Annotated in this window: 14 protein-coding genes and 1 pseudogene; 5 read left to right on the top strand and 10 right to left on the bottom strand. The window is 41.6% G+C overall.

From position 1 onward, the window contains the following. Both HMPREF9010_RS26060 and HMPREF9010_RS20325 read left to right on the top strand, forming a co-directional pair. Positions 1-345 (top strand): annotated as a pseudogene (locus HMPREF9010_RS26060) (IS66 family transposase); the annotation flags it as partial. A gap of 262 nt (positions 346-607) precedes the next feature. Next, positions 608-847, top strand: coding sequence for a sugar-binding domain-containing protein (locus HMPREF9010_RS20325; protein WP_085939278.1), 240 nt, complete (start codon positions 608-610; stop codon positions 845-847). Here the strand turns inward: HMPREF9010_RS20325 and HMPREF9010_RS20330 are convergent. Further along, positions 841-3498, bottom strand: a complete 2658-nt coding sequence (locus HMPREF9010_RS20330; protein WP_008647174.1) for an alpha-L-rhamnosidase — start codon at positions 3496-3498, stop codon at positions 841-843. The two genes, HMPREF9010_RS20325 and HMPREF9010_RS20330, sit on opposite strands and share 7 nt — an antisense overlap. A gap of 143 nt (positions 3499-3641) precedes the next feature. Here HMPREF9010_RS20330 and HMPREF9010_RS20335 point away from each other — a divergent pair, with 143 nt between their 5' ends. Next, entirely contained in the window at positions 3642-4508 is an 867-nt protein-coding gene (locus HMPREF9010_RS20335; protein ID WP_008647173.1) for a DMT family transporter, read from the top strand. Between the two features lie 28 nt (positions 4509-4536). On the opposite strand, the gene HMPREF9010_RS20340 is transcribed toward HMPREF9010_RS20335, so the two are convergent. From HMPREF9010_RS20340 to ruvB, 5 genes are all read right to left on the bottom strand, one after another. Beyond that, positions 4537-6678 (bottom strand): S46 family peptidase, encoded by a 2142-nt coding sequence (locus tag HMPREF9010_RS20340; protein ID WP_004311915.1) that lies wholly within the window; start codon positions 6676-6678, stop codon positions 4537-4539. A gap of 19 nt (positions 6679-6697) precedes the next feature. After that, a complete protein-coding gene (locus HMPREF9010_RS20345) occupies positions 6698-8053 on the bottom strand; it encodes a TIGR00341 family protein (RefSeq protein ID WP_004298044.1) in 1356 nt (451 codons plus the stop codon). A 2-nt stretch (positions 8054-8055) separates the two neighbouring features. After that, complete coding sequence (locus HMPREF9010_RS20350; RefSeq protein WP_008647171.1) at positions 8056-9552, bottom strand: polysaccharide biosynthesis C-terminal domain-containing protein; 1497 nt, start codon at positions 9550-9552, stop codon at positions 8056-8058. A gap of 30 nt (positions 9553-9582) precedes the next feature. Next, entirely contained in the window at positions 9583-10359 is a 777-nt protein-coding gene (locus HMPREF9010_RS20355) for a dienelactone hydrolase family protein (protein WP_004298042.1), read from the bottom strand. A 62-nt stretch (positions 10360-10421) separates the two neighbouring features. Further along, positions 10422-11453, bottom strand: coding sequence for a Holliday junction branch migration DNA helicase RuvB (gene ruvB / locus HMPREF9010_RS20360; RefSeq protein ID WP_004298040.1), 1032 nt, complete (start codon positions 11451-11453; stop codon positions 10422-10424). A 126-nt stretch (positions 11454-11579) separates the two neighbouring features. Here ruvB and HMPREF9010_RS20365 point away from each other — a divergent pair, with 126 nt between their 5' ends. Together HMPREF9010_RS20365 and ybeY are read left to right on the top strand one after the other, a co-directional pair. Then, positions 11580-12812 carry a nucleoside recognition domain-containing protein gene (locus tag HMPREF9010_RS20365; RefSeq protein ID WP_008647170.1) on the top strand — a complete coding sequence of 411 codons (1233 nt, stop codon included), beginning with the start codon at positions 11580-11582 and terminating at the stop codon, positions 12810-12812. A gap of 16 nt (positions 12813-12828) precedes the next feature. After that, the gene (gene ybeY, locus HMPREF9010_RS20370; protein WP_008647169.1) at positions 12829-13248 is read left to right on the top strand and encodes an rRNA maturation RNase YbeY; all 420 of its coding nucleotides are present in this window, start codon (positions 12829-12831) and stop codon (positions 13246-13248) included. Positions 13249-13424: 176 nt separating this feature from the next. On the opposite strand, the gene HMPREF9010_RS20375 is transcribed toward ybeY, so the two are convergent. The 4 genes from HMPREF9010_RS20375 to HMPREF9010_RS20390 all read right to left on the bottom strand — a co-directional run bounded on the left by HMPREF9010_RS20375 (position 13425) and on the right by HMPREF9010_RS20390 (position 20712). Continuing rightward, positions 13425-13847 (bottom strand): lipocalin family protein, encoded by a 423-nt coding sequence (locus HMPREF9010_RS20375; RefSeq protein ID WP_008647168.1) that lies wholly within the window; start codon positions 13845-13847, stop codon positions 13425-13427. Between the two features lie 6 nt (positions 13848-13853). Next, the gene (locus HMPREF9010_RS20380) at positions 13854-16592 is read right to left on the bottom strand and encodes a prolyl oligopeptidase family serine peptidase (protein WP_008647167.1); all 2739 of its coding nucleotides are present in this window, start codon (positions 16590-16592) and stop codon (positions 13854-13856) included. Positions 16593-16605: 13 nt separating this feature from the next. Next, on the bottom strand, positions 16606-18915 hold the full coding sequence (locus HMPREF9010_RS20385) for a S9 family peptidase (RefSeq protein ID WP_232284313.1): 2310 nt from the start codon (positions 18913-18915) through the stop codon (positions 16606-16608). Positions 18916-18999: 84 nt separating this feature from the next. Next, positions 19000-20712 (bottom strand): PKD-like family lipoprotein, encoded by a 1713-nt coding sequence (locus HMPREF9010_RS20390; RefSeq protein ID WP_008647165.1) that lies wholly within the window; start codon positions 20710-20712, stop codon positions 19000-19002. Positions 20713-20725 lie beyond the last annotated feature (13 nt).

Here is a 20725-nt window from a genome sequence, read left to right as displayed (position 1 = left end):
ACCTAAGAGCGAACTGCAGGAAGCCATTACCTATCTTCGCAATGAGTGGAATGCAGTGGTGGACATCTTTAATTATGGTGACACTTATCTGGACAACAATATGGTTGAACGGATGAACCGGTACATATCCTTATCAAGAAAAACTCATTGTTCTTCGGCAGCCATAAGGGGGCCGAACGAGGCGCCATACTCTATACAATAGCACTCACTTGTAGGATGCATAAAGTGAATTTATTTGAGTATCTCACGGATGTGATAAACAGAACAGCCGAATGGCAACCGAACACACCAATTGAAAAATACAGGGAACTGCTTCCTGACAGATGGGAAAAGGCTAATGACTAAAAAGGGATCATTAGCCTTTTTATTTTAATACACTATATAGAATCGCGGAGACGCTTACCTAAAGAGAGGTAAATCGTCGGCAACTCTGTTCTAATATTATACTATTCATACACATAATTTCCAATCAATAAGTTTCTTTTCTGATCACAAAGATACAAAATAAAAAGTCGTTTGTCAAGTTCTTATTTCAAAACACTCCATCTATTAGTTATAAAGCAGCTATACAAAAGCACGAAATTGGGACAAACCTCTCTATTGTAACGTGATCTATCCATTCTGCGATTATAGCAAAGGAGTGCAGTGGCCCAATGTCATCCAGCCTCGTCCGGCAGATTATACTTTCGCTTCCATGCCCAATCCGGTAGGTAGCTATCGGAGGGATTTCACTCTGCCCGATTCATGGAAGGGGAGAGATATATTCATCCGTTTCAATGGTGTAGAAGCTGTTTTTTACATCTGGGTAAACAGCAACCGGGATTGCCAATCGAAAGACATTCAATAAACAGCTCTCTTTATAGGTAATTCCAAGATATGTTTTCCTGCTTCCAAATTTACTGCACGCTCTCCTTTCACATTGTCGGGTGCATAAAAGGTAGCAGTGCTATTTGCCAGAACAGTTACATGATAGACAATACGGTTCTTTTTACGTTCCCATTTAGAGCAGATTTCCCCATAAGGTGATTGATATCTGGCTTCGAACTCATTTAATCCACTGGGGAAATTAGGCCGAAGGAGAATATGTTTAAATCCGGGATTTTCGGGGTCAGGGAAGATTCCACCCAATCCTTTATAAAACCATCCTCCAATTTCACCAAACATCATGTGATTGTCCGATATGTCACGTGTGGCGTTCAAATCCCAGTTCTCCAGTAATGTGGTAGCACCATTGGCAATCCAGCAGCCCCATGATGGATAAGTGTCTTGTGCAGCTAATTTATAAGCCGTTTCAGCTTCACCGTTCTCACTTAACGCATTCAATATAGCTTTTGCCCCCAACACACCTACATCCAAATGAAAGCCGGCTGCTTCCACCTGTTTTGCCAGATTCCGGGCTACTTTTCTCTTCAACTCTTCGGGAACAATGCCCCATTGCAAAGGAACGCTCTGTTCCGTCTGAACGCCGCTACCATAAATGCCCGTTTCTCTATTCAGAAACTTGTCATTAATCGCGTTCTTTATCTTATTGGCAAGAGCAGAATAATATTTATAGTCTTCCGTTTTATTAAACATCTTTGCGGCATTGGCAAGTATTTTGGTGTCCACATAGAAATAGACAGAAGAGGTCAGTTCCTTGGAAGAATGTGATTTAACAGGCACCCAGTCTCCTCTTCCCCATGAGGTCAATCCGGTCGGACTGGTGCGATCCACATAGTCTACATACCGCCTTATATTTTCATAACAATCTGCCAACAGTTTATGATCGCCATAAAACATATAAATGTTCCATGGAATAATAGCAATAGTGCTTGTCCAATCCAGTCCATTATCCGTGCCATATCCCCAGCCTCCTGTAGGAATTATATCGGGAAGTACACCATTGGGCTGTTGCTCGTCTCTATGGTCGGCAAGCCATTTCTCATAAACAGTGATACCGTCATAATTGTATAATGCCGTTTCAATAGCAAAATGACCGTCGCCTGTCCATCCGTTCTTTTCACGCTGGGGGCAGTCGGTAGGATACCCCATCAAGTTGGACAAATAGGCATTATTTGTTGCCCACCAAAGACGGTTGATAAGTGCGTTCGAAGTATGAATCGTCCCTTTCTGCGGAACATCACTATGCACAAAGTAGGCAGTCAGACTATTCTCATTCAATACAAGGGGGTTAGTGCTTGTTACTTCCACGTATCTGAAACCTTTATAATTGAATCGTGCCATAAATTCATCCTCTCCCTTTCCACTCAAAACGAGGATGTCCGTTTGAAAAGGATCGAAGTTGTCTACCGGGCGGTGATACACATCAATATTTGACGTATTCACTCGTCCGTTGTCATACAACCGCTCACCATGTTTCAGTCTCACTACAGTTCCCTCTTCCCCGGACACTTTAATGCGGGTGACTCCTGCCATATTGCGGGCAAAATCGAATACATACGTTGTATCATTAAGTTTCTTCCAGGTTTTTACGGGGATTGTTTCTACTGCACGAATCGGCTGCACTTGTTGTGACACCACATTCTGTGAAGGAACAGCCCTATATCCTACTCCATTCCATTTAGAATCGTCAAAGTTCACGGTATTCCAGCCTTTCTGTTCCAAACGGGCGTCGTAATGCTCAGCTGTATAAATGCTATTAAAGATCAATGCGCCGGATGAAGTTTTCCAGTCCCGCTCCGTAGAAACGACTTCAACGGAACCATCCTCATAAGTAATCCGCACATCCATACAGAAAGCAGGACGATTACGCCAAGGTGCACGATGAAAGTCCCACACGGCCATTGACTGATGATTATACCATCCATTGCCCAGCAACACGCCAATCGCATTTTTCCCTTTCTGTATTTGGGAAGTAATATCATAAGTGACGTAGAAATTACGCCTGTCAAACCGGGTATATAACGGGTCCAGCCGGTGGTTTCCAATCTTCTCACCATTGATATACAGTTCATACAAACCTGCTACGGCAATATATGCCCTTGCCGACCGTATCTTCTTTCGTGCATCAAACACTTTCCGGAAATAGGGAGCAGGACGGTAATTAATATCTTTGTTATCGCTAATCCAAGCCCCTTGCCAGTGTTCCATCCCCATCATGCCCGTTTCGAAACTATTAATATCCGAAGAAGATTTCACTCCATCCTTATCCCATACATTCACTCTCCAATAATACTTGGTAAAAGGACGAAGTTCCTGTCCGGAATAGGTAATCAGAATCTGTTCGGAGTCCTTTTTGCCCGAATCCCAGATAGTCCCTTTCCCTGCAATCAACTCAAGAGAGTCTTTGTCTACGATGACTTGACAGGCTGTTTGCCGTGCTCCTTTTCGAGCATCATTCAGCATCCATGATAACCGGGGAGCAGGATTATCTATTCCCAAGGGATTCACCAAATAATCACAAACCAGATTCACTGGTTTACAGCTGCCTGACTCTTGTGAAAATGCTGCTTGCAGCATTAAAAATAGTAATCCCGGTAATAGTGTCAATCGTTTCATTTTATCCAAAAATTAGTTTGTATTTTCTTTCAATCGGATGCCATATTTACATCGCGTGCTAATTTACGAAAAATATTGTATGGACGCTTTATCTACTTGCCTCAAAAAAGCTATATCTTTGCGGCCCGAATATATACTTGACTATGAATAAAGTTAATGGTTTACTATATGGGCTGCTTTCATCGGCTTCTTTTGGACTTATCCCTCTATTTACCATTCCTGCCATGCAAGCAGGGATGCAATTTGAATCGATACTTTTCTATCGTTTCCTGTTTGCCTGTCTGGCGTTAGGCGGAATCTTATTGGTGAATGGTCAATCATTTCGCATCAAAAGGCGGGACATTCCTTCCCTGTTTCTTCTTGCGCTTCTTTATTTAATGTCTGCCGTATTCCTGTTCTGGGGATATAAGTTTATGGCTAGCGGAGTTGCCACCACTATTCATTTCATGTATCCGGTGCTTACCACGTTAATCATGATGCTCTTCTTTAAAGAAAAGAAGTCCGGCTGGCGGATCGCTGCCATTGCATCCGCAGTGGCAGGGGTTTATTTCTTATCCGGCGGAGATACAAAAACGGGGAGCTTTTCTTTCCTGGGACTTTTCATTGTTCTTCTGTCGGCACTCGGATATGCGCTTTATCTCGTCACAATGAGCCAACTAAAAATTGGACAGATGAAGGGGCTACTGCTTACTTTCTACGTATTCCTTTTCGGAGGTATTCTCCTTTTTATCGGAACGGAAACCATCAGCCAGCTTCAACCCATCAGCGAATGGCATACTGCCGGCAACTTGATTCTATTAGCTTTAATCCCTACCGTAGTTTCTAATCTTGCTCTAGTAAGAGCCGTAAAAAGCATCGGCTCCACACTCACCTCTGTGTTGGGAGCTATGGAGCCGGTAACTGCTGTATGCGTAGGTATCTTTCTTTTCGGGGAAGCCTTCACCACAAGCATTGGTGTAGGTATTGCACTGATTATCGCTGCCGTAATCGTTATTATATTAAAACGATAAAAAATGCGGTTTCATCGGAATATTTACTTCATCGACCCATTTTTAATTCCTGAATAAGATGGGCTGCCTTACCGTATTTCTCTATGATAAAGAGCATATACCGCACATCTACCCCGATGCAACGCTGCAAATCTGGTTCGAATACGATATCACTGCTCATTGCTTCCCAGTTGCCATCAAAAGCCAAGCCTAGTAATTCTCCTTTGGCATTAAACATGGCACTGCCGGAATTACCGCCTGTAATGTCATTGTTGGAGATAAAACAAACATTCATATCTCCCTGCGCATTGGCATATCTTCCGAAATCACCGGAAGAAAGCAAACTCAACAACTCCGGCTGAACGGCAAAGTCAATATCACCCGCATGTTCCTTCACTTTCTCAAAAATGCCTTTCACGGTTGTGTAGTAATCATAAGTGGCTCCATCAAAAGGAGTATATCCTCCAACCGTTCCGAAACTAAGCCGCATGGTAGAGTTGGCATCCGGATAAAAATTACGATCAGCATACATCCGGCGCATGGCTGCATTGAACAAACGCTCCCCCTCCTCTATCTGCTCGGAAGCCTCGGAAATGCTTTGATTCATCTCATAATACTTCACAATCAAATCCAGACTTAAGGAAACAGCCGGATCCTCTATGAGATTATAAGTAGTATCTCGCTCCAGAAAGCGTTTTAAGCCTTTAGGAGACGTTATATTGGAAGTTGCATACAAAGAGTCTACATAGGTCTGAATATTCCCGTTGTAGAGCGTATCTATCTTCTCATACATAGCAGGCAGAAACTTTTTATCCACTTTCGACTGATACTCTTTGAGCATGGCAGCAAAAACCTCCTTATCAATGGAAAGATCGAGATTATCATACTTCTCCAGTAACTTTTTCATGCGGGTTATCACCAACTTCTCTTCCGCCTCAAAGTCGAAATTGAGAATTTCAAGAGCGAGCTGCACTAACTCGGGACCATTTATAAACGATTCACCGAAATAAGCCAACGCACGATTGGTTTCACGGCGATTACTATAACTCAACTCTAAAGAAGAAAATAAACGAATCAGTTTCTCTCTCTCTTCCGGATGAGACTGAATCCAGTTACGAAGCTCTGCTTCAGCCACCCGCTTCTTTTCCAACACTTTCAAATGCTTGATGGCTTTATTCGTTCCGATGCTATTCTTCCAATAATTGGAGCTTTCATCGTATTTTGAAGCATACTTAATGCGAATATCCGGACGACGGTCCATCTCCCGTTTCCAGATGGTTTGTTTCACTCCCCGTACATCAATCATTGCCTGATTGATTCCATTCATCATCTCTTCGATACCATACGAGGAAAGGTAACGTTCCGTACTGCCCGGATAGCCAAGCGTCATGCAGAAAGAACCTTCTTTGTATCCATCCAAAGAAATGGGTGCTACATATTCGGGATGATAAGGGACGTTTTCAGGAGAATAATCCGCCGGACCATTCTTGGCATTAGCATAGATACGAAATACGCTGAAATCGCCCGTATGACGCGGCCACATCCAATTATCCGTATCCCATCCGAACTTCCCGACAGAAGAAGGAGGTGCAAAAACCAGGCGGACATCATTATAATCACGATAAACAGAAAGCCAGAATTCATTCCCTGCATAATAAGCATCTACAATACCAGTCAATGTAGAATCCTTTTCGGAGACTTCCATACTGATTACATTCATAATCGAATCAACAGCCACACGACGTTCTGTTTCCGTTTTAGCATGCCGGGCGGCAGACAATACACGTTTAGTAACATCTTCCGTACGAAGCAGGAAACGAACATACAACTCCGGATTCGGCAGTTCTTCCTCAAGACTACGTGCAAAGAAGCCATCTTTCAGATAATCATGTTCCACTGAAGAATGTTGCTGAATACTGCTAAAGCCACAATGATGATTAGTAAACACCAGACCGTCTTCAGAAACCACCACTCCTGAACAGAAGCCTCCAAAACTGACAACAGCATCTGCCAGACATGGTTTCTTCGGATCATATATTTTATTCACAGGCATCTGCAAACCAAGTTCTTTCATTACCCGGTCAGTCTGTTTATTCTTTCGGAGATTTCCCAACAACCACATTCCCTCATCGGCAAATACATTCGACAGACAGAGAGAAAAGACTATCAAGACGGTTAGTCTGAACTTCATATTATTATTTTTAGATTCATTATTCTGTAATCAGCCTCAACTTCTTCGTTCCTACGCGGGCTTTCAGCCATTCGCTGATTTTCTCTTTTTCAGCAACAGACGGATGTCTGGCGAATTTAAGGACAGCCAATGTTACCGTATCCGTCTTCATCGAATCGACCCGCACTTCGAGCGAGTGAGCGATGGAAAGAGTTGTGATGGAAGGATAAAGTACCTTCAATTCGGGTACTAATGTACGGCTCATAGCATCGTACGTTCTGTATTGCTCCAGTGTTGTCTCCAGTTGGGAAATTTTCACCGCCTGTTGTTGAAGCCGTTGCTCACTGTTTTTATAGAAGTCTTCCATGACCATGGCACGGATAGAAGATACATCTACCGCCTCATTGTTCATCCCCTGTAATACAATCAGTTTCGTATCTTCCAGCTTATACTCTTTCAACTTGCTACGAGCAATAGATATCGAAGCGTCAGGCACTTCAGGACCAATCAAAACAACCCGTACTTCTTTATGGTCATAGCTAATTTTCTTATCAAGTACCTGCGTATTCTCAAAGCTCAACTGATCGTTTATAAAACGATTGGCTGCTGCTTCATAGAAAGTGCTCTTTATAATTCCAAATGTCAGATAAACTGCAGGGCACATGGTAAGCACTACAATCAGAACGATGTATTTACGTACGGTCTTCTCACGGGTTTTATCCACAAACTCTTTCCGTTGGAAATGCATCACACGAACACCGAGGAAAGTAGCCAGGCTGATAAAAACAGAGTTGATAAAGTAAAGATAAAAAGCACCCAGGAAATAAATGAGATTACCGGAAGCCAGTCCGTAACCTGCCGTACAAAGCGGCGGCATCAATGCAGTAGCAATGGCAACACCCGGAATCACATTTCCTTTTTCCTTGGTAGAGAGAGCCACGACACCTGCCAAACCACCAAAAAGCGCGATGAATACATCATAAATAGTGGGCGATGTACGTGCCAGCAACTCTGACTGTGAACCGGCAATAGGGGCAAGAAGGAAAAAGATTGTTGCCGTAGTCACACTGAAAGCAGTCGTTATGAGAAAGCTCTTCAAAGAGCGTTTCATTAATTCAAAGTCATTCAGTCCGACAGACAGTCCTACTCCCATAATAGGTCCCATCAATGGAGAAATCAACATGGCACCGATAATAACGGCAGTGGAGTTCACATTCAATCCGAGTGATGCCATGAATATGGCAAAGATCAGAATCCATAAATTGGCACCTTTGAACTCTACCCCCTTACGGATAGAATCCACTGTGGCCAGTTCGTTATCCTTATCTTTCCTCAAGTCCAGATATTCTCCCAGAAAGGACTTGATAGCAAACTTATTACGTTCATCTGTCTTCATAGTTATTTCTTCTTTATAAATCGATTAATAACAGGAATCTGACTCAATGGTAAATCCTTCTTGATAATATAAGCTATAAATAGCAATAAGAGTACGGTACGGAAAGCGAGACGGAGCACTATATTAGGGATAGGAACCTGCTCTCCAATAACGTAAAGTACCGCTGCCAGCAGAACATAAAGTCCCAGGCTCTTCAAGTCATAATGAATCGGGTATTCTTTCTGTCCTATCCAGTAGGATAGCAGCAAGATGACTGCATAGCCTGCAACAGAAGCCCATGCCGAAGCAAGATAACCGTAAACCGGCACAAACAGGATGTTCAATACGACAATAATAACACAACCAATCACCGAGAAGTAGGCTCCCCAATAGGTCTTATCCGTCAGTTTATACCAAAAGGAAAGGTTGAAATAGATCCCTTTACAGATCTCTGCAAGCATTACAATAGCTACTACCCCCAGGCCTTCCCAGTAACCCCTTGCCACCAGATAACGCAGCAAGTCGAGGTAGAACATGACAGCAAGGAAAGCCAGCAAGGAAAATATAAGAAAATACTTCATCGCAGCGGCATACATCTTCCGGTTGTCTCCTTCTCGGTCTTTGCCAAAGACAAACGGTTCGTAAGCATAACGGAAAGCTTGCGTAAACATTGCCATCACCATCGCAATCTTACTGGTTGCTGCATAGATACCCAATTGCACCAACCCTTCCTGCCGGTCTTCAAAAAGAAACGGATAGATCATCTTATCCACAGTCTGGTTTAGAATACCTACCAAACCTAAGATTAATACCGGAAAAGAATATACGACCATTCGTTTCAGCAATACCTTGTCCAACTTATAAGCAAAACCTGTCAGTTCCGGAATAAAGAAGAGCATCTGGACAACCGAAATAATCAGGTTGCTAATAAAGATATATCCCACTAAATAATCCGGATCATAAAACCAGGAGATCGTTGACGGACAATGTACATTCAGCCACGGGCACACCAATAGGAAAAATAAATTCAAACCGATGCCACCAACGATAGAGAGCAGTTTAATAGCAGCAAACTTAATAGGCCGCTTTTTATACCGTAAATAGGCAAAAGGAATGCATTGGAAAGAGTCTAAAGCTACCACAACAGCCATCATCGCTATAAACTCCGGATGATCGCCATAATCCAGTAAATTGGAAATAGGTTGCAGGAATAACAAGCAAAGGAAAACAAAAATCAAAGATACCCCTCCTACCGATAACAAGGAGTTGGCATATACTTTCATCGGGTCTTCTCCCGATTTGTTGGCAAAACGGAAGAATCCCGTTTCCATACCGAACGTAAGCAGTACAAGCATCAGGGCTGTAAACGCATATACGTTTGAAACAACTCCATAACCTCCGGTGGAAGCTGGCAATACCGCTGTGTACAAAGGCACCAGCATGTAGTTAAGGAACCGTCCGACAATACTACTCAACCCATAAATTGCAGTATCTTTAGCTAATGATTTTAGTCCAGCCATGTTTTATTAGTAATTATCATTCAGATTGGTTCAACGTTTCTTCTTTTGTTTGAACAACCAATCCATAAATCCGGGATAATTGAAAGCCGGATTCCAGCTCCCATGATTACAACCGGGGAATTCAATATATTCCACATCTGCACCGGCAGCTTTCAGTGCTTTATACGCTTCGCGAGAACCTTTCACCGGAACTACATCGTCCGCATCTCCGTGAAAGATACGAAATTTCACATCCTTGGCAACCGATAGCCGACTTGGATTGACTGTACCGCAAATAGGAACTGCAGCTGCAAAAATCTCCGGATAACGCACGACTAAATCATACGTTCCCATCGCTCCCATTGAAAGACCGATAATATAAACCCGTTGTGTGTCCACTTCGGGCATTACCAGATAAGAGTCGAGCAACTGTTTAAGCGTTTGCAATATAGGACTGATCTCTTGTCCCACTGGCATTTCTGTAGGGATAAGCGACTTCGGACGTCCTGTATAAGCCCAGTAACCGTCTGTCGGACACTGTGGAATTAGAACGAAAGCGGGATACTTCTCTTGATTGACCGGATTAAGAAACATCTGTCCACCATGAGTCAACTGTTTCTCATTATCATTTCCCCGTTCGCCGGCTCCATGCAGAAACAGTACGAGCGGATACTTTTCACCTGGCTTCACCGATTCGGGATGAATCATCCGATAAGGTAAAGAGTCTCCTTTAGAAGAGACAAAAATATCCCTCCCATATTCCTGTTGAGCCGATAAAGACAAGCTCAAAAAGAGAAAAACAAGTAAAGTAGTCCATTGCTTCATCATCCAACTATGCTTTATAAAGTTCTTTTATACCGTTAATACCACTTGTCACATGACGCTTTATGTTAGTCATTAAACAGCGTTTTTTGACTGTTATAAAGACTTCTTCCCAAATGTTTATAGGCAAGTTCGGTCACCTCACGTCCACGGGGAGTACGCTTCATAAATCCTTCTTTTATCAGGAAAGGTTCGTAAACTTCCTCAATGGTTCCCGCATCTTCTCCCAAAGCCGTGGCAATGGTAGTGATACCTACCGGACCACCTTTAAATTTGTCTATAATGGTGCAAAGTATCTTGTTGTCTATCTCATCCAGGCCGTACTTATCAATATTCAGTGCTTCCAATGCAAACTGGGCGATCTCCGTATCGATAGAACCGGAGCCTTTCACCTGCGCAAAATCACGTACCCGACGGAGCAAGGCATTGGCAATACGGGGCGTTCCGCGGCTACGGGAAGCGATCTCCGATGCTGCACGTACCGAACAAGGCACATCCAGTATGGACGCAGAACGACGAATGATATTGCTCAAAATATCATCATCATAGTACTCCAAATGAAGATTAATACCGAAACGTGCACGAAGCGGGGCCGTCAGCAGACCGCTACGTGTGGTTGCACCAACCAGCGTGAAAGGATTCAAATCTATCTGGATGCTGCGTGCCGAAGGTCCCTTATCGATCATAATATCGATGCGGTAATCTTCCATCGCCGAATAAAGATATTCCTCCACCACAGGCGACAGCCGATGAATTTCATCAATAAAAAGCACGTCGTTCGGTTCGAGGCTGGTCAATACACCTGCCAGGTCACCCGGTTTATCAAGTACCGGACCGGAAGTTACTTTAAAGCCAACTCCTAATTCGTTAGCGATAATATTCGAAAGAGTTGTTTTTCCTAATCCGGGAGGGCCGTGCAACAGTACATGGTCGAGTGCTTCGCCACGCAGACGTGCCGCCTTCACAAAAATGCGAAGGTTTTCCACCACCTTGTCCTGCCCGCTAAAGTCTTCAAAGCTTAACGGACGGAGTGCATTCTCGAAATCCCGTTCTTTTGAAGTAAGCTGATGTTCGCGTATGTTAAAATCTTCCTGTTCCATTTATTTCTTGAAAGTAGGAGACAAAGATAGAGATTTACATTCATTTTCAGTATAAGAAAGACGAAGATTTAGTTTATTTGAAACGTAATAACTACTTTTGCACTATCTATATACACGTTATCAACTATGGTTCTAAATTACATTTGGATAGGATTCTTCGTCATAGCCTTTATCATCGCTCTTATAAAAGTGATTGTTTTGGGAGATACGGAGATATTTACGGCTATCATGAACGCTACATTCGACTCTTCAAAGACAGCTTTCGAGATATCGCTGGGACTTACGGGTGTACTGGCCCTTTGGTTAGGTATCATGAAAATTGGCGAGAACAGCGGATTGATTAATGCACTGGCCCGCTTTCTTAGTCCGGTGCTTTGCCGTCTGTTTCCAGACATTCCTAAAGGGCATCCGGTGTTAGGCTCCATCTTCATGAATATGTCCGCCAATATGCTCGGTCTCGACAATGCCGCCACCCCGCTGGGGTTGAAAGCTATGAAAGAGCTACAGGATCTGAATCCGAAAAAGGACACTGCTTCCAATCCGATGATTATGTTCTTGGTGATTAATACCTCCGGCCTCATCATTATTCCGATCAGCATCATGGTATATCGTGCACAAATGGGGGCTGCACAGCCTACAGATGTATTTATCCCTATCCTGCTAAGTACTTTCATTTCCACTTTAGTAGGAGTCATAGCAGTTAGCATCGCTCAAAAGATAAACTTAATCAATAAGCCTATTCTCCTTTTAATGGGCGTTATCTGCCTTTTCTTTTCCGGCTTGATTTATCTGTTTCTAAGTGTCTCGCGGGAAGATATGGGTACTTATTCTACGCTGATAGCGAATATTCTACTGTTCAGTGTCATCATTCTGTTTATTTTGACGGGAGTCAGAAAGAAAATCAATGTATACGATTCGTTTGTGGAGGGAGCTAAAGAGGGATTTACGACGGCTGTGCGCATCATTCCTTATCTGGTTGCTTTCCTTGTAGGAATTGCAGTATTCCGCACTTCGGGAGCAATGGATTTTCTGGTAGGAGGCATCGGCTATATAGTAGGCTTATGCGGAGTTGACACGAGCTTTGTAGGTGCACTGCCTACCGCATTGATGAAATCGCTTAGCGGTAGCGGTGCAAACGGATTGATGATCGATACGATGAAAGAACTGGGACCAGATTCTTTTGTTGGGCGTATGAGTTGTGTAGTTCGCGGAGCTTCAGATACCACATTCTACATTCTGGCCGTTTATTTCGGCAGTGTGGGGATCACCAAGACTCGTAATGCGGTGACTTGCGGTCTGATAGCAGACTTCTCGGGCATCATAGCCGCCATCTTAATCAGTTATTTATTTTTCTTTTAAATCATAACATTCAATTATGGCTGTAACTTATCAAACAGAAGGCGTAAAAATGCCTGATATCAAGAAACGTGAGACTACGGAATGGATAAAGACCGTAGCTTCTTCTTACGGGAAAAGACTCGGTGAAATCGCTTATATCTTCTGCTCGGACGAAAAGATTCTGGAGGTAAACCGTCAATATCTGCAACATGACTACTACACGGACATTATTACTTTCGATTATTGTGAAGGCGATCGTCTATCAGGTGACTTATTCATTAGCCTGGACACGATACGCACCAATGCGGAACAATTTGGTGCTTCATACGAAGATGAACTACATCGTGTGATTATCCACGGGATTCTTCACTTGTGCGGCATCAACGATAAAGGTCCCGGAGAACGGGAAGTTATGGAAGCTGCGGAGAATCAAGCATTGACCATGCGACAAGCGTAAGCAAGCCTCAACTGCAAACGATTTCAATAAATAAACGGTTTACTAAAACAGACTATACTGCAACATACTGTATAAATTCTGTAAAACGAAGACGCCCCATTGTAATCACTACAACGGGGCGTTTCATTAGCAACAACATGCTAATATTAACACTAAATTATTAAGAGAGAGATTTATTACTTTTTGTCGGGAGTTACTTCCGGAGTAACCAGCTTCTTGATTGATTTCGTATTCAGATACAGAAAAGCCAATCGCGGCTGTGCTTCCTGAACAACCAATTCCAATGAATCAGATGTTACGTAACCAATACGTTCACGCGTCTTATACACTTCTATTTTTCCATCGTCTTCTTTGCTGAATCCTTCTATAATCAAATAGCCGTCCTCATCTATCTTCCATGTTCTAAGATCTAAAGACGGTACGTTGATGGCAGAGCATTTTCCACCTTTTTTAAACTCAAACCCCTTGAGTTCGCCTGTTGATTCATAGGTATAAGGGTTGCACCATTTACCAATAATTTGTTTCTCCACTTTTTTCTGTCCGTAGCTGCTGAATGCAAAGCAAGACAGAGCCATAACTGTCATTAATAGTTTCTTCATTTTAATTTATTTTTCTAGTAAATCATATTTCTGATCAATTCCACGTTCTCGCAAATGAATACCCTCTTTCATCCAACGCGGCTCTTTTGTTCCTTTCAGGTAATAATCAAAGAACTGTTTCATCCGGATAGTCCAGTCTTTCTGTGCAGCCTGATTACCAAGAAAATGCCCTTCACCTTTGTAATTAAGATGCCATGCCGGACGTTGTAAACGACGCATAGCTAAATAAAGTGCACGACCTTGTTCGTAGGCAACAGCCTCATCCTTATCATTATGCCAAATTAATAATGGAGTATGTATCTTATCCGCTTCTACGATAGCAGAGCTTGCCAAATACTTATCTTTGGCTTCCCATAAACTCTTTCCCATACGGCTTTGCCATTCTTCATACATGAAATAACGCGGCAAACCGCTTCCACCACGAATACCCAAATAACCGGTTACCATATCAGTAATAGGAGCCCCGATATTAGCACAAGCGAATATATCCGTCTTCGTCACCAGATAACTAGCTTGGAAACCTGACCAACTATGTCCCTGAAGACCTATTTTTCCCGGATGCGCTATCCCCTGCTCTATCAAGTATTTCGTTCCGCTTACTACTGCATCATAACTACTCTGTCCCGGTGTTCCTATGGTGAAATGCACATCCGGCATAAATACAATGTACCCATTACTTACAAAGTACATCACATCCGCCATTGCGCTACTCAACATAGGAGCGTGATAAGTGTTCAGTCCTCCGGAATGTGTTTCATAGAACTGTACCAGAACGGGATATTCTTTCTTAGCGTCATAATCTTCCGGCAAGTAAAGTATTCCCTTGTTAGGCTTATTCTCATAATTAGTCCATTCCACTAACTTTGCAGTACCCCATTTGTATTCGCTTTGTTGAGGATTAGCGTTCGTTATACGAATCGGATCAGAGAAATCCGATTTACTCCACCACAGATCACGGAATTCTGATACATTCTGACGATTCCAAATACAATACTTCTGATTGTCAGAAAAACGATGAATTGAATAGATGTAAGGACCTTCTGCGAGCTTCTTCAAGCGACCTTTCATGTCAAGTGAATAAATACCTTCATCCATTGTGTTTTCATCCCATACACTAACTATAATCGTCTCGTCCGGATTGAATACTTCTTTGTCAATATTGCTGGTCATTTTACGGATAGATCTCTGATTTTTGCGACCATACCCCTTAGTGATACATTCCGGCTGACGTTCTCCGGTCAAATCGATCTTCCACCAGTCATAAGCATCATAAATCAACACATTATTACCATCAGCAGTCCAACCAGCAATACCATAAGCAGGTGCAGGATTTGGTTTGTCATAAGTTTCCTCGAATATCGGATACCCAATAGCTGTTGAAATATCGGTAACCTCACCCGTTTTTCCGTCAAACTTATTCCATACCTGTGCAACAGGATCATACATCACAGCCCATTTGCCGTTCACCGACCACCTCGGTCTTGTCCGGTAGCTACGTCCTACCAATTGCTTTTCTCCCGTATGTACATTCACAGAATAGATGTCAAACGGCATTTCATTAAGCCAGTCTTTCTGCGAACGATAAGGCGTTTCGTCCGTATAAAGCACATAATGAATCTCTTCCGCACGGTCCGGCTCCAACAAATCAGCATGTCCAGGAGCTACTTCCGTCAATTTTTGGGAAGTAATGTCATAGATATATTTCGAATATTGAGGATGGGAATAACGGCTACGAGTCTGCAAAGTAGGTACTTCATATTCATCCCAGGTCCACAACTCCAGTTCAAAACTCTTATCCGGCTTTATTTCCTCTTCTTTCTTATCTTTATTTACTTTCTCCTGATAAGGTCTGAGTTCCATTGTCAAAAACTTCTGGCTACTTGACAGACTAGCCCGGACAAGTTCCATTCCCGCAGGAATGACAATCTCCTTACGGTCGAATACAAGGTCGCAAGTATTATTCTTCAAAGAGAAATTATACCATAATGAATCCTTCACAGTAAACTCTCCGGTCATCCGTTCTTTGTCAAGACTGAAAGAAGAAAATCCTTTCTTGACAGAACTTTGATAAATAGTCCGGTAGGGACCTACCAACGGGCCATAACACAAAGCATTTCCTTTGGCTTGTTTACGAATAAAAAGAATCGAACGATTCTGATTATACAACGTATAATAGCCTATACTATCAATCTGAAATGCAGTTCCAGTCTTAAGGTGACGTACCACCAAACGATCGAAAGACGGAATATGGTTGACCGTATCTTCCGGTACATTGCTCACAGACACCGAATAAGGAACCCCTTCCACAGGACGGAAAGATTCTTTATACGTCCACTCCGTCTTCACTCCGGAAGGTAACGACATCAATATAGTCTTCATATTTCCGGCAGTATCCGCCTGTTCGTAATAAACAGCTCGGTCTGCATCATAATATTGAATCTGTTCGACATCAGGCAATACTATTTCTTTTCGTGTACGCGAATCAAACAGATGCAATATCTTCGACTCCTTATCATCCGAATTATATTCCATCGGAGCAATGCGATAAGTCACCCATCGCCCTGTCGGGGAAATATCTGGTGATTCGACGCGCTTCCACGACATACAAGCTGCTATATCCAACGGTTTCAATAAATGAGACTGTTGTTCCGCAGACTGATCTTTCGCTTTTTGTTGTGCTTCGACAGAGGTGTATGACAGCAGCACAGCTACCAAAAAGAAATACCTAAAGAAAGAGTTCTTCATATAGTTTATCGTCTTATTTACTACGGTTTATGTCTTCCCAACAGTCTGCACGAGTATCACCCAGTAAATGTTTGGCAAAAAAGCGATACATTTTCCTTTCAAAATACTTATCAGCAGAACCATATCCATGACCAGCCCCCGGAATCACTAACATATCAAAGTCTTTACCGGCTTCAATCAGTGCCTTAGCCATACGATAAGTATGTGCTGGATTGACATTCTTATCCATATCTCCTGTTACAAGCATCAGATGACCTTTCAGGTTCTTAGCAATTTCTGCATTCGACTTCACGCTAAACTTATATTCATACTCTTTCGTCTCATTACCCAGACTGTCTTTCACAACCTTTTCCACTTCTTTCACACCATTATAGCACTCTCCCCAACCACGATTGTAGATATTATTATCATGGTTTCCGGAACAAGAAACAGCAGCCGTATAAAAGTCCGGATAAGTACAAATAGCAGCCGCAGCCATAAATCCACCACCAGAGTGCCCATAAATACCGACTTTCTTACCGTCAATAAACGCATGACGTTGAGCTAACTGTTCAATCGCATATTTATCATCTGCCAGCGGATAATCACGCATATTGCCATAACCATAACGGTGATATGCTTTACCACGCATCGGCGTATCCCCCCTATGTCCTACTGTAATTACAATAAAACCAAGCTGCGCCATACGAGTACAATAACTATCATCCAACGTAAAACTTGTAGGTACAAATCCAAAATAAGGTCCAGGATAAACGACTGAAATAATCGGATATTTCTTTTCCGGATCAAAGTTGGACGGTTTCCACATCACCCCATACAAATCGGTAACATTATCAGCAGCTTTCACGACAAAACGTTCCGGTTTTTTCCAACCTGATGCATAGACCAGGTCCAGATCCGGTTTTGCCAGTTCCATAATCACCTTGCCTCTTCGATCCTTCAACATAATCTTAGGCTCCATATCCACTCTTGAATAGGTATCGACATAGTAATTATGAGATTTCAAGAAATTCACATTATGTTGTCCGTCTTCCGTGCTCAAAGGAGTTACTCCTTCTCTGTCAATGTCAACTTCATAAAGCATGTAATAGAAAGGATTTACTTTTTTATCTTTACCATATCCATACAGATAAACTTTGCGTTTCAGCGTATCAATAGAATTAATATAGCCTGTTACCCATTCACCAGAAGTCATCACATTCTTGAGATTTCCGTCTCCATCATAGTGATAATAATGCCCCCAACCAGTACGTTCTGAACGGAACAGAATATCTTTTCCATCATTTAAGATCGCAACATTACGAGCATGTGGATCACGGTATGGCTTATCTTCTTCATGAATGATTTCTTTCACCTCCAAAGTTGACAGATTAACAGAGCATACATCTACTTCATCCCAAGTACGCTTAGTACGTTCAAAAAACAAGTATTTGCTATCCGAAGTAACATGAAGAGGCCTTATATATTGGTCCTTCCATTTATCTATCTTTGCTTTTTTCACTGTTTTCTCTACAATATCGATAATCGCCAATTCATTCTGAGTAACATACTTGTCACCAGGAAACTCATATTTATACTTTATCAATGAAGGAGAATCTTCCAATGAATTAATTACCCAAAAATCCCGCAACAAACGGTTATCATCACGTACTACATAAATATGACGATTATCCGGACACCAAAGTGCTGTTGTCGGCACTTCTCCGTTCTCCCCCGCTTCTTCTTCACGAGCATAAGAAAAATTTTCCACCCCATCCGTAGTCAACTGTACCTCGGTTGTATCCACTCCCAATGCTTTATTTCCTTTTACATACAGGTTGTGATTCTTAGCATACAAAATATACTTTTTATCAGGTGAAAAAGTCATCCAGCTATAAACGGGCTCTTCCGGCTCCTTCTTTTCTTCCTTCTTCTCTACTAATGTCAACTTGCCCGTCAGACGATTATAGCTGTATCGTTTACTCTTATAATCAAACTCAAACGAGCCTTGGTCTTTGGCAAAAGTTACAGATGAGATATCCAGTTTATTTCTATCTACTACACCTTTGGTAAATTCACTTAACTGCATAGCCATCTTCCCTTTGTCAAATAGAGGTTCACGCTTTCCTGCAGCAGGCATTACATAATAATATTCCTTGCCTGATGTTGTTTGAAACTCAAACCAGAAACTATCTGTATCGTTAATTCCCCGAGGGTAAACCGATAGACTAATATTAGACAATTTACCTCCTAAAGTAAAATCTTGAAATTTATCTGCCAATTCATAATTGGCAAATATATTGCTTGATTTACCAATAGATACCTGAGCAATCATCTGCACCATAGTGCAAGATGTTAGTATAGTAGTTACAAAAAAAACTTTAATACTCATTATAATAATTCTTTCAAAAAAACATTCATATATTAATTAAAACTCAAACCAGAAATAATCAAACCCACGACCAAGTTTATAAAGTGCATCAACAACATTACCAAAGTGGTTATCTTCTATAACTTCATTAGGGAACAGCTTACCTAAAGTAACTTCTTCACAAACCCCAGTAGCCTGATTTTTGGTTTCTTTAACTTCATAAATACTGAATGTTCCATCCGCTAACGCAACTCCCAACTGCCCATTATAACTTGGCATATATGGAGAAGCAGACAAGTCATTAACAGCTAACGATACTATATCACTAGTCATTTCTTCTAACAAAAGCATTGCTTCATTATGGTTAGTACCAGTCTCCGGATCTTGACCATATTGACAATACCATAGTCTATTTCCATCTGCAATTACAACAAACATTTTATTATTAAAAACTGCAATGTCTTTATAACTTGGTATTACCCCTAATTCTTTCTCAAAATATTCAGTCTCTGAAATAGTTGCAACACCTCCTCCATCTTTTCCTTCCAATGCGAAATATCTCAATCCATACGAATTACTACCGGGGTCTTTCATCAGAGCGACCCAAGCAGGAACAGCTGCCGAAACATCATAATCATTTTTCCTTGCACTAGCAGCAGGAATCATATCCACAACTTCTTGAGACATTTTTTGAAAATGCTTCTGATCATTCATTTCTGTAATTTCATAAACATTTCCAGTCAGTTTAGTAGAATTCTCACTGATGGTTGTACTATAATCACTAACAGTAATACCACCGTCATAAATTCCAACTAATGTATTATCTTCCTTCAATGCTGGAATAACGGAACAATAAAGGTCATTAATTTTAAGACTCTGAAACAGTCTACGAAACTTCATTCCATTATTTAACGGAACAGATGTATAAAATCCCGCATGAAAGTCACCCGCATCGATTTTATTATTTAAGAAAATATGCCCATTCTCATTACGAAGTAATTTTGCCGAATATGTCATAGCAGCTTCTACGGGAGAAAAATTATCAGGTAAATCATTATTGAACTCTTCAAAAGTATACAATTCATGTTCCAAAGTATTACCATTCAATTCAGCCCATTTATCTTGCTTTACAAGCAGTTCATCATATACTTCAAGACCCAATGAACTATAGTAATCCATATTACCCAGATTTTCCATTAAACCAATAGGATTCATTCCTAAATTAGGAGTTACATCCATCTTCACTCTATGATACACTAATGAATCACGTGCTTCCTCATTCCCATCTATAGTTGTAAAATAGGTTACAGTGGAAGGAATAATAAAGTTCAAAATAGACCTGTTATCATTTCCTCTAGAAAGAATAGCCCATCCCCGTTGAAACTCTGTCCGAATCTTAACAGTTGTTGATCTCGCAAACTTTACCCCCGACTTATTATCTATCACAGCAAAAGTAATTCGAGCAGTACCACTTTTAGAAGAAGAAAAAGTATAGGATGGGCCTTGTTCATCCGCTAACAATTGGCCATCCAAATACCACTCATAACTCACATCCGGTGCAATACTATCAATTGTAAACTTAAAAGTCGGTGTTAAAGTTAACTTTTCATCTACAGCAATGCTATAATCATCTTTAAGTCCTCCAATAGATTGATATCCTCCTTGAAGCTCATTTAACTTATCATAATTATAATTGTTGTCATCATCCAGACAAGCTGACATAGCTACACATAAGATTGCTATGATTATATATACAAACGATTTATTCATAAACTAACTTCCT

The organism is Bacteroides sp. 3_1_23, assembly GCF_000162555.1.
GTDB lineage: Bacteria > Bacteroidota > Bacteroidia > Bacteroidales > Bacteroidaceae > Bacteroides > Bacteroides ovatus.
This window is presented reverse-complemented; position numbering and strand designations above follow the sequence as displayed.

Excerpts from the sequence above, each read along its gene's own strand:
- HMPREF9010_RS20330 (WP_008647174.1), bottom strand. The coding sequence starts at position 3,498 with ATGAAACGATTGACACTATTACCGGGATTACTATTTTTAATGCTGCAA.
- HMPREF9010_RS20335 (WP_008647173.1), top strand. The coding sequence starts at position 3,642 with ATGAATAAAGTTAATGGTTTACTATATGGGCTGCTTTCATCGGCTTCT.
- HMPREF9010_RS20340 (WP_004311915.1), bottom strand. The coding sequence starts at position 6,678 with ATGAAGTTCAGACTAACCGTCTTGATAGTCTTTTCTCTCTGTCTGTCG.
- HMPREF9010_RS20345 (WP_004298044.1), bottom strand. The coding sequence starts at position 8,053 with ATGAAGACAGATGAACGTAATAAGTTTGCTATCAAGTCCTTTCTGGGA.
- HMPREF9010_RS20350 (WP_008647171.1), bottom strand. The coding sequence starts at position 9,552 with ATGGCTGGACTAAAATCATTAGCTAAAGATACTGCAATTTATGGGTTG.
- HMPREF9010_RS20355 (WP_004298042.1), bottom strand. The coding sequence starts at position 10,359 with ATGATGAAGCAATGGACTACTTTACTTGTTTTTCTCTTTTTGAGCTTG.
- ruvB (WP_004298040.1), bottom strand. The coding sequence starts at position 11,453 with ATGGAACAGGAAGATTTTAACATACGCGAACATCAGCTTACTTCAAAA.
- HMPREF9010_RS20365 (WP_008647170.1), top strand. The coding sequence starts at position 11,580 with ATGGTTCTAAATTACATTTGGATAGGATTCTTCGTCATAGCCTTTATC.
- ybeY (WP_008647169.1), top strand. The coding sequence starts at position 12,829 with ATGGCTGTAACTTATCAAACAGAAGGCGTAAAAATGCCTGATATCAAG.
- HMPREF9010_RS20375 (WP_008647168.1), bottom strand. The coding sequence starts at position 13,847 with ATGAAGAAACTATTAATGACAGTTATGGCTCTGTCTTGCTTTGCATTC.
- HMPREF9010_RS20380 (WP_008647167.1), bottom strand. The coding sequence starts at position 16,592 with ATGAAGAACTCTTTCTTTAGGTATTTCTTTTTGGTAGCTGTGCTGCTG.
- HMPREF9010_RS20385 (WP_232284313.1), bottom strand. The coding sequence starts at position 18,915 with ATGGTGCAGATGATTGCTCAGGTATCTATTGGTAAATCAAGCAATATA.
- HMPREF9010_RS20390 (WP_008647165.1), bottom strand. The coding sequence starts at position 20,712 with ATGAATAAATCGTTTGTATATATAATCATAGCAATCTTATGTGTAGCT.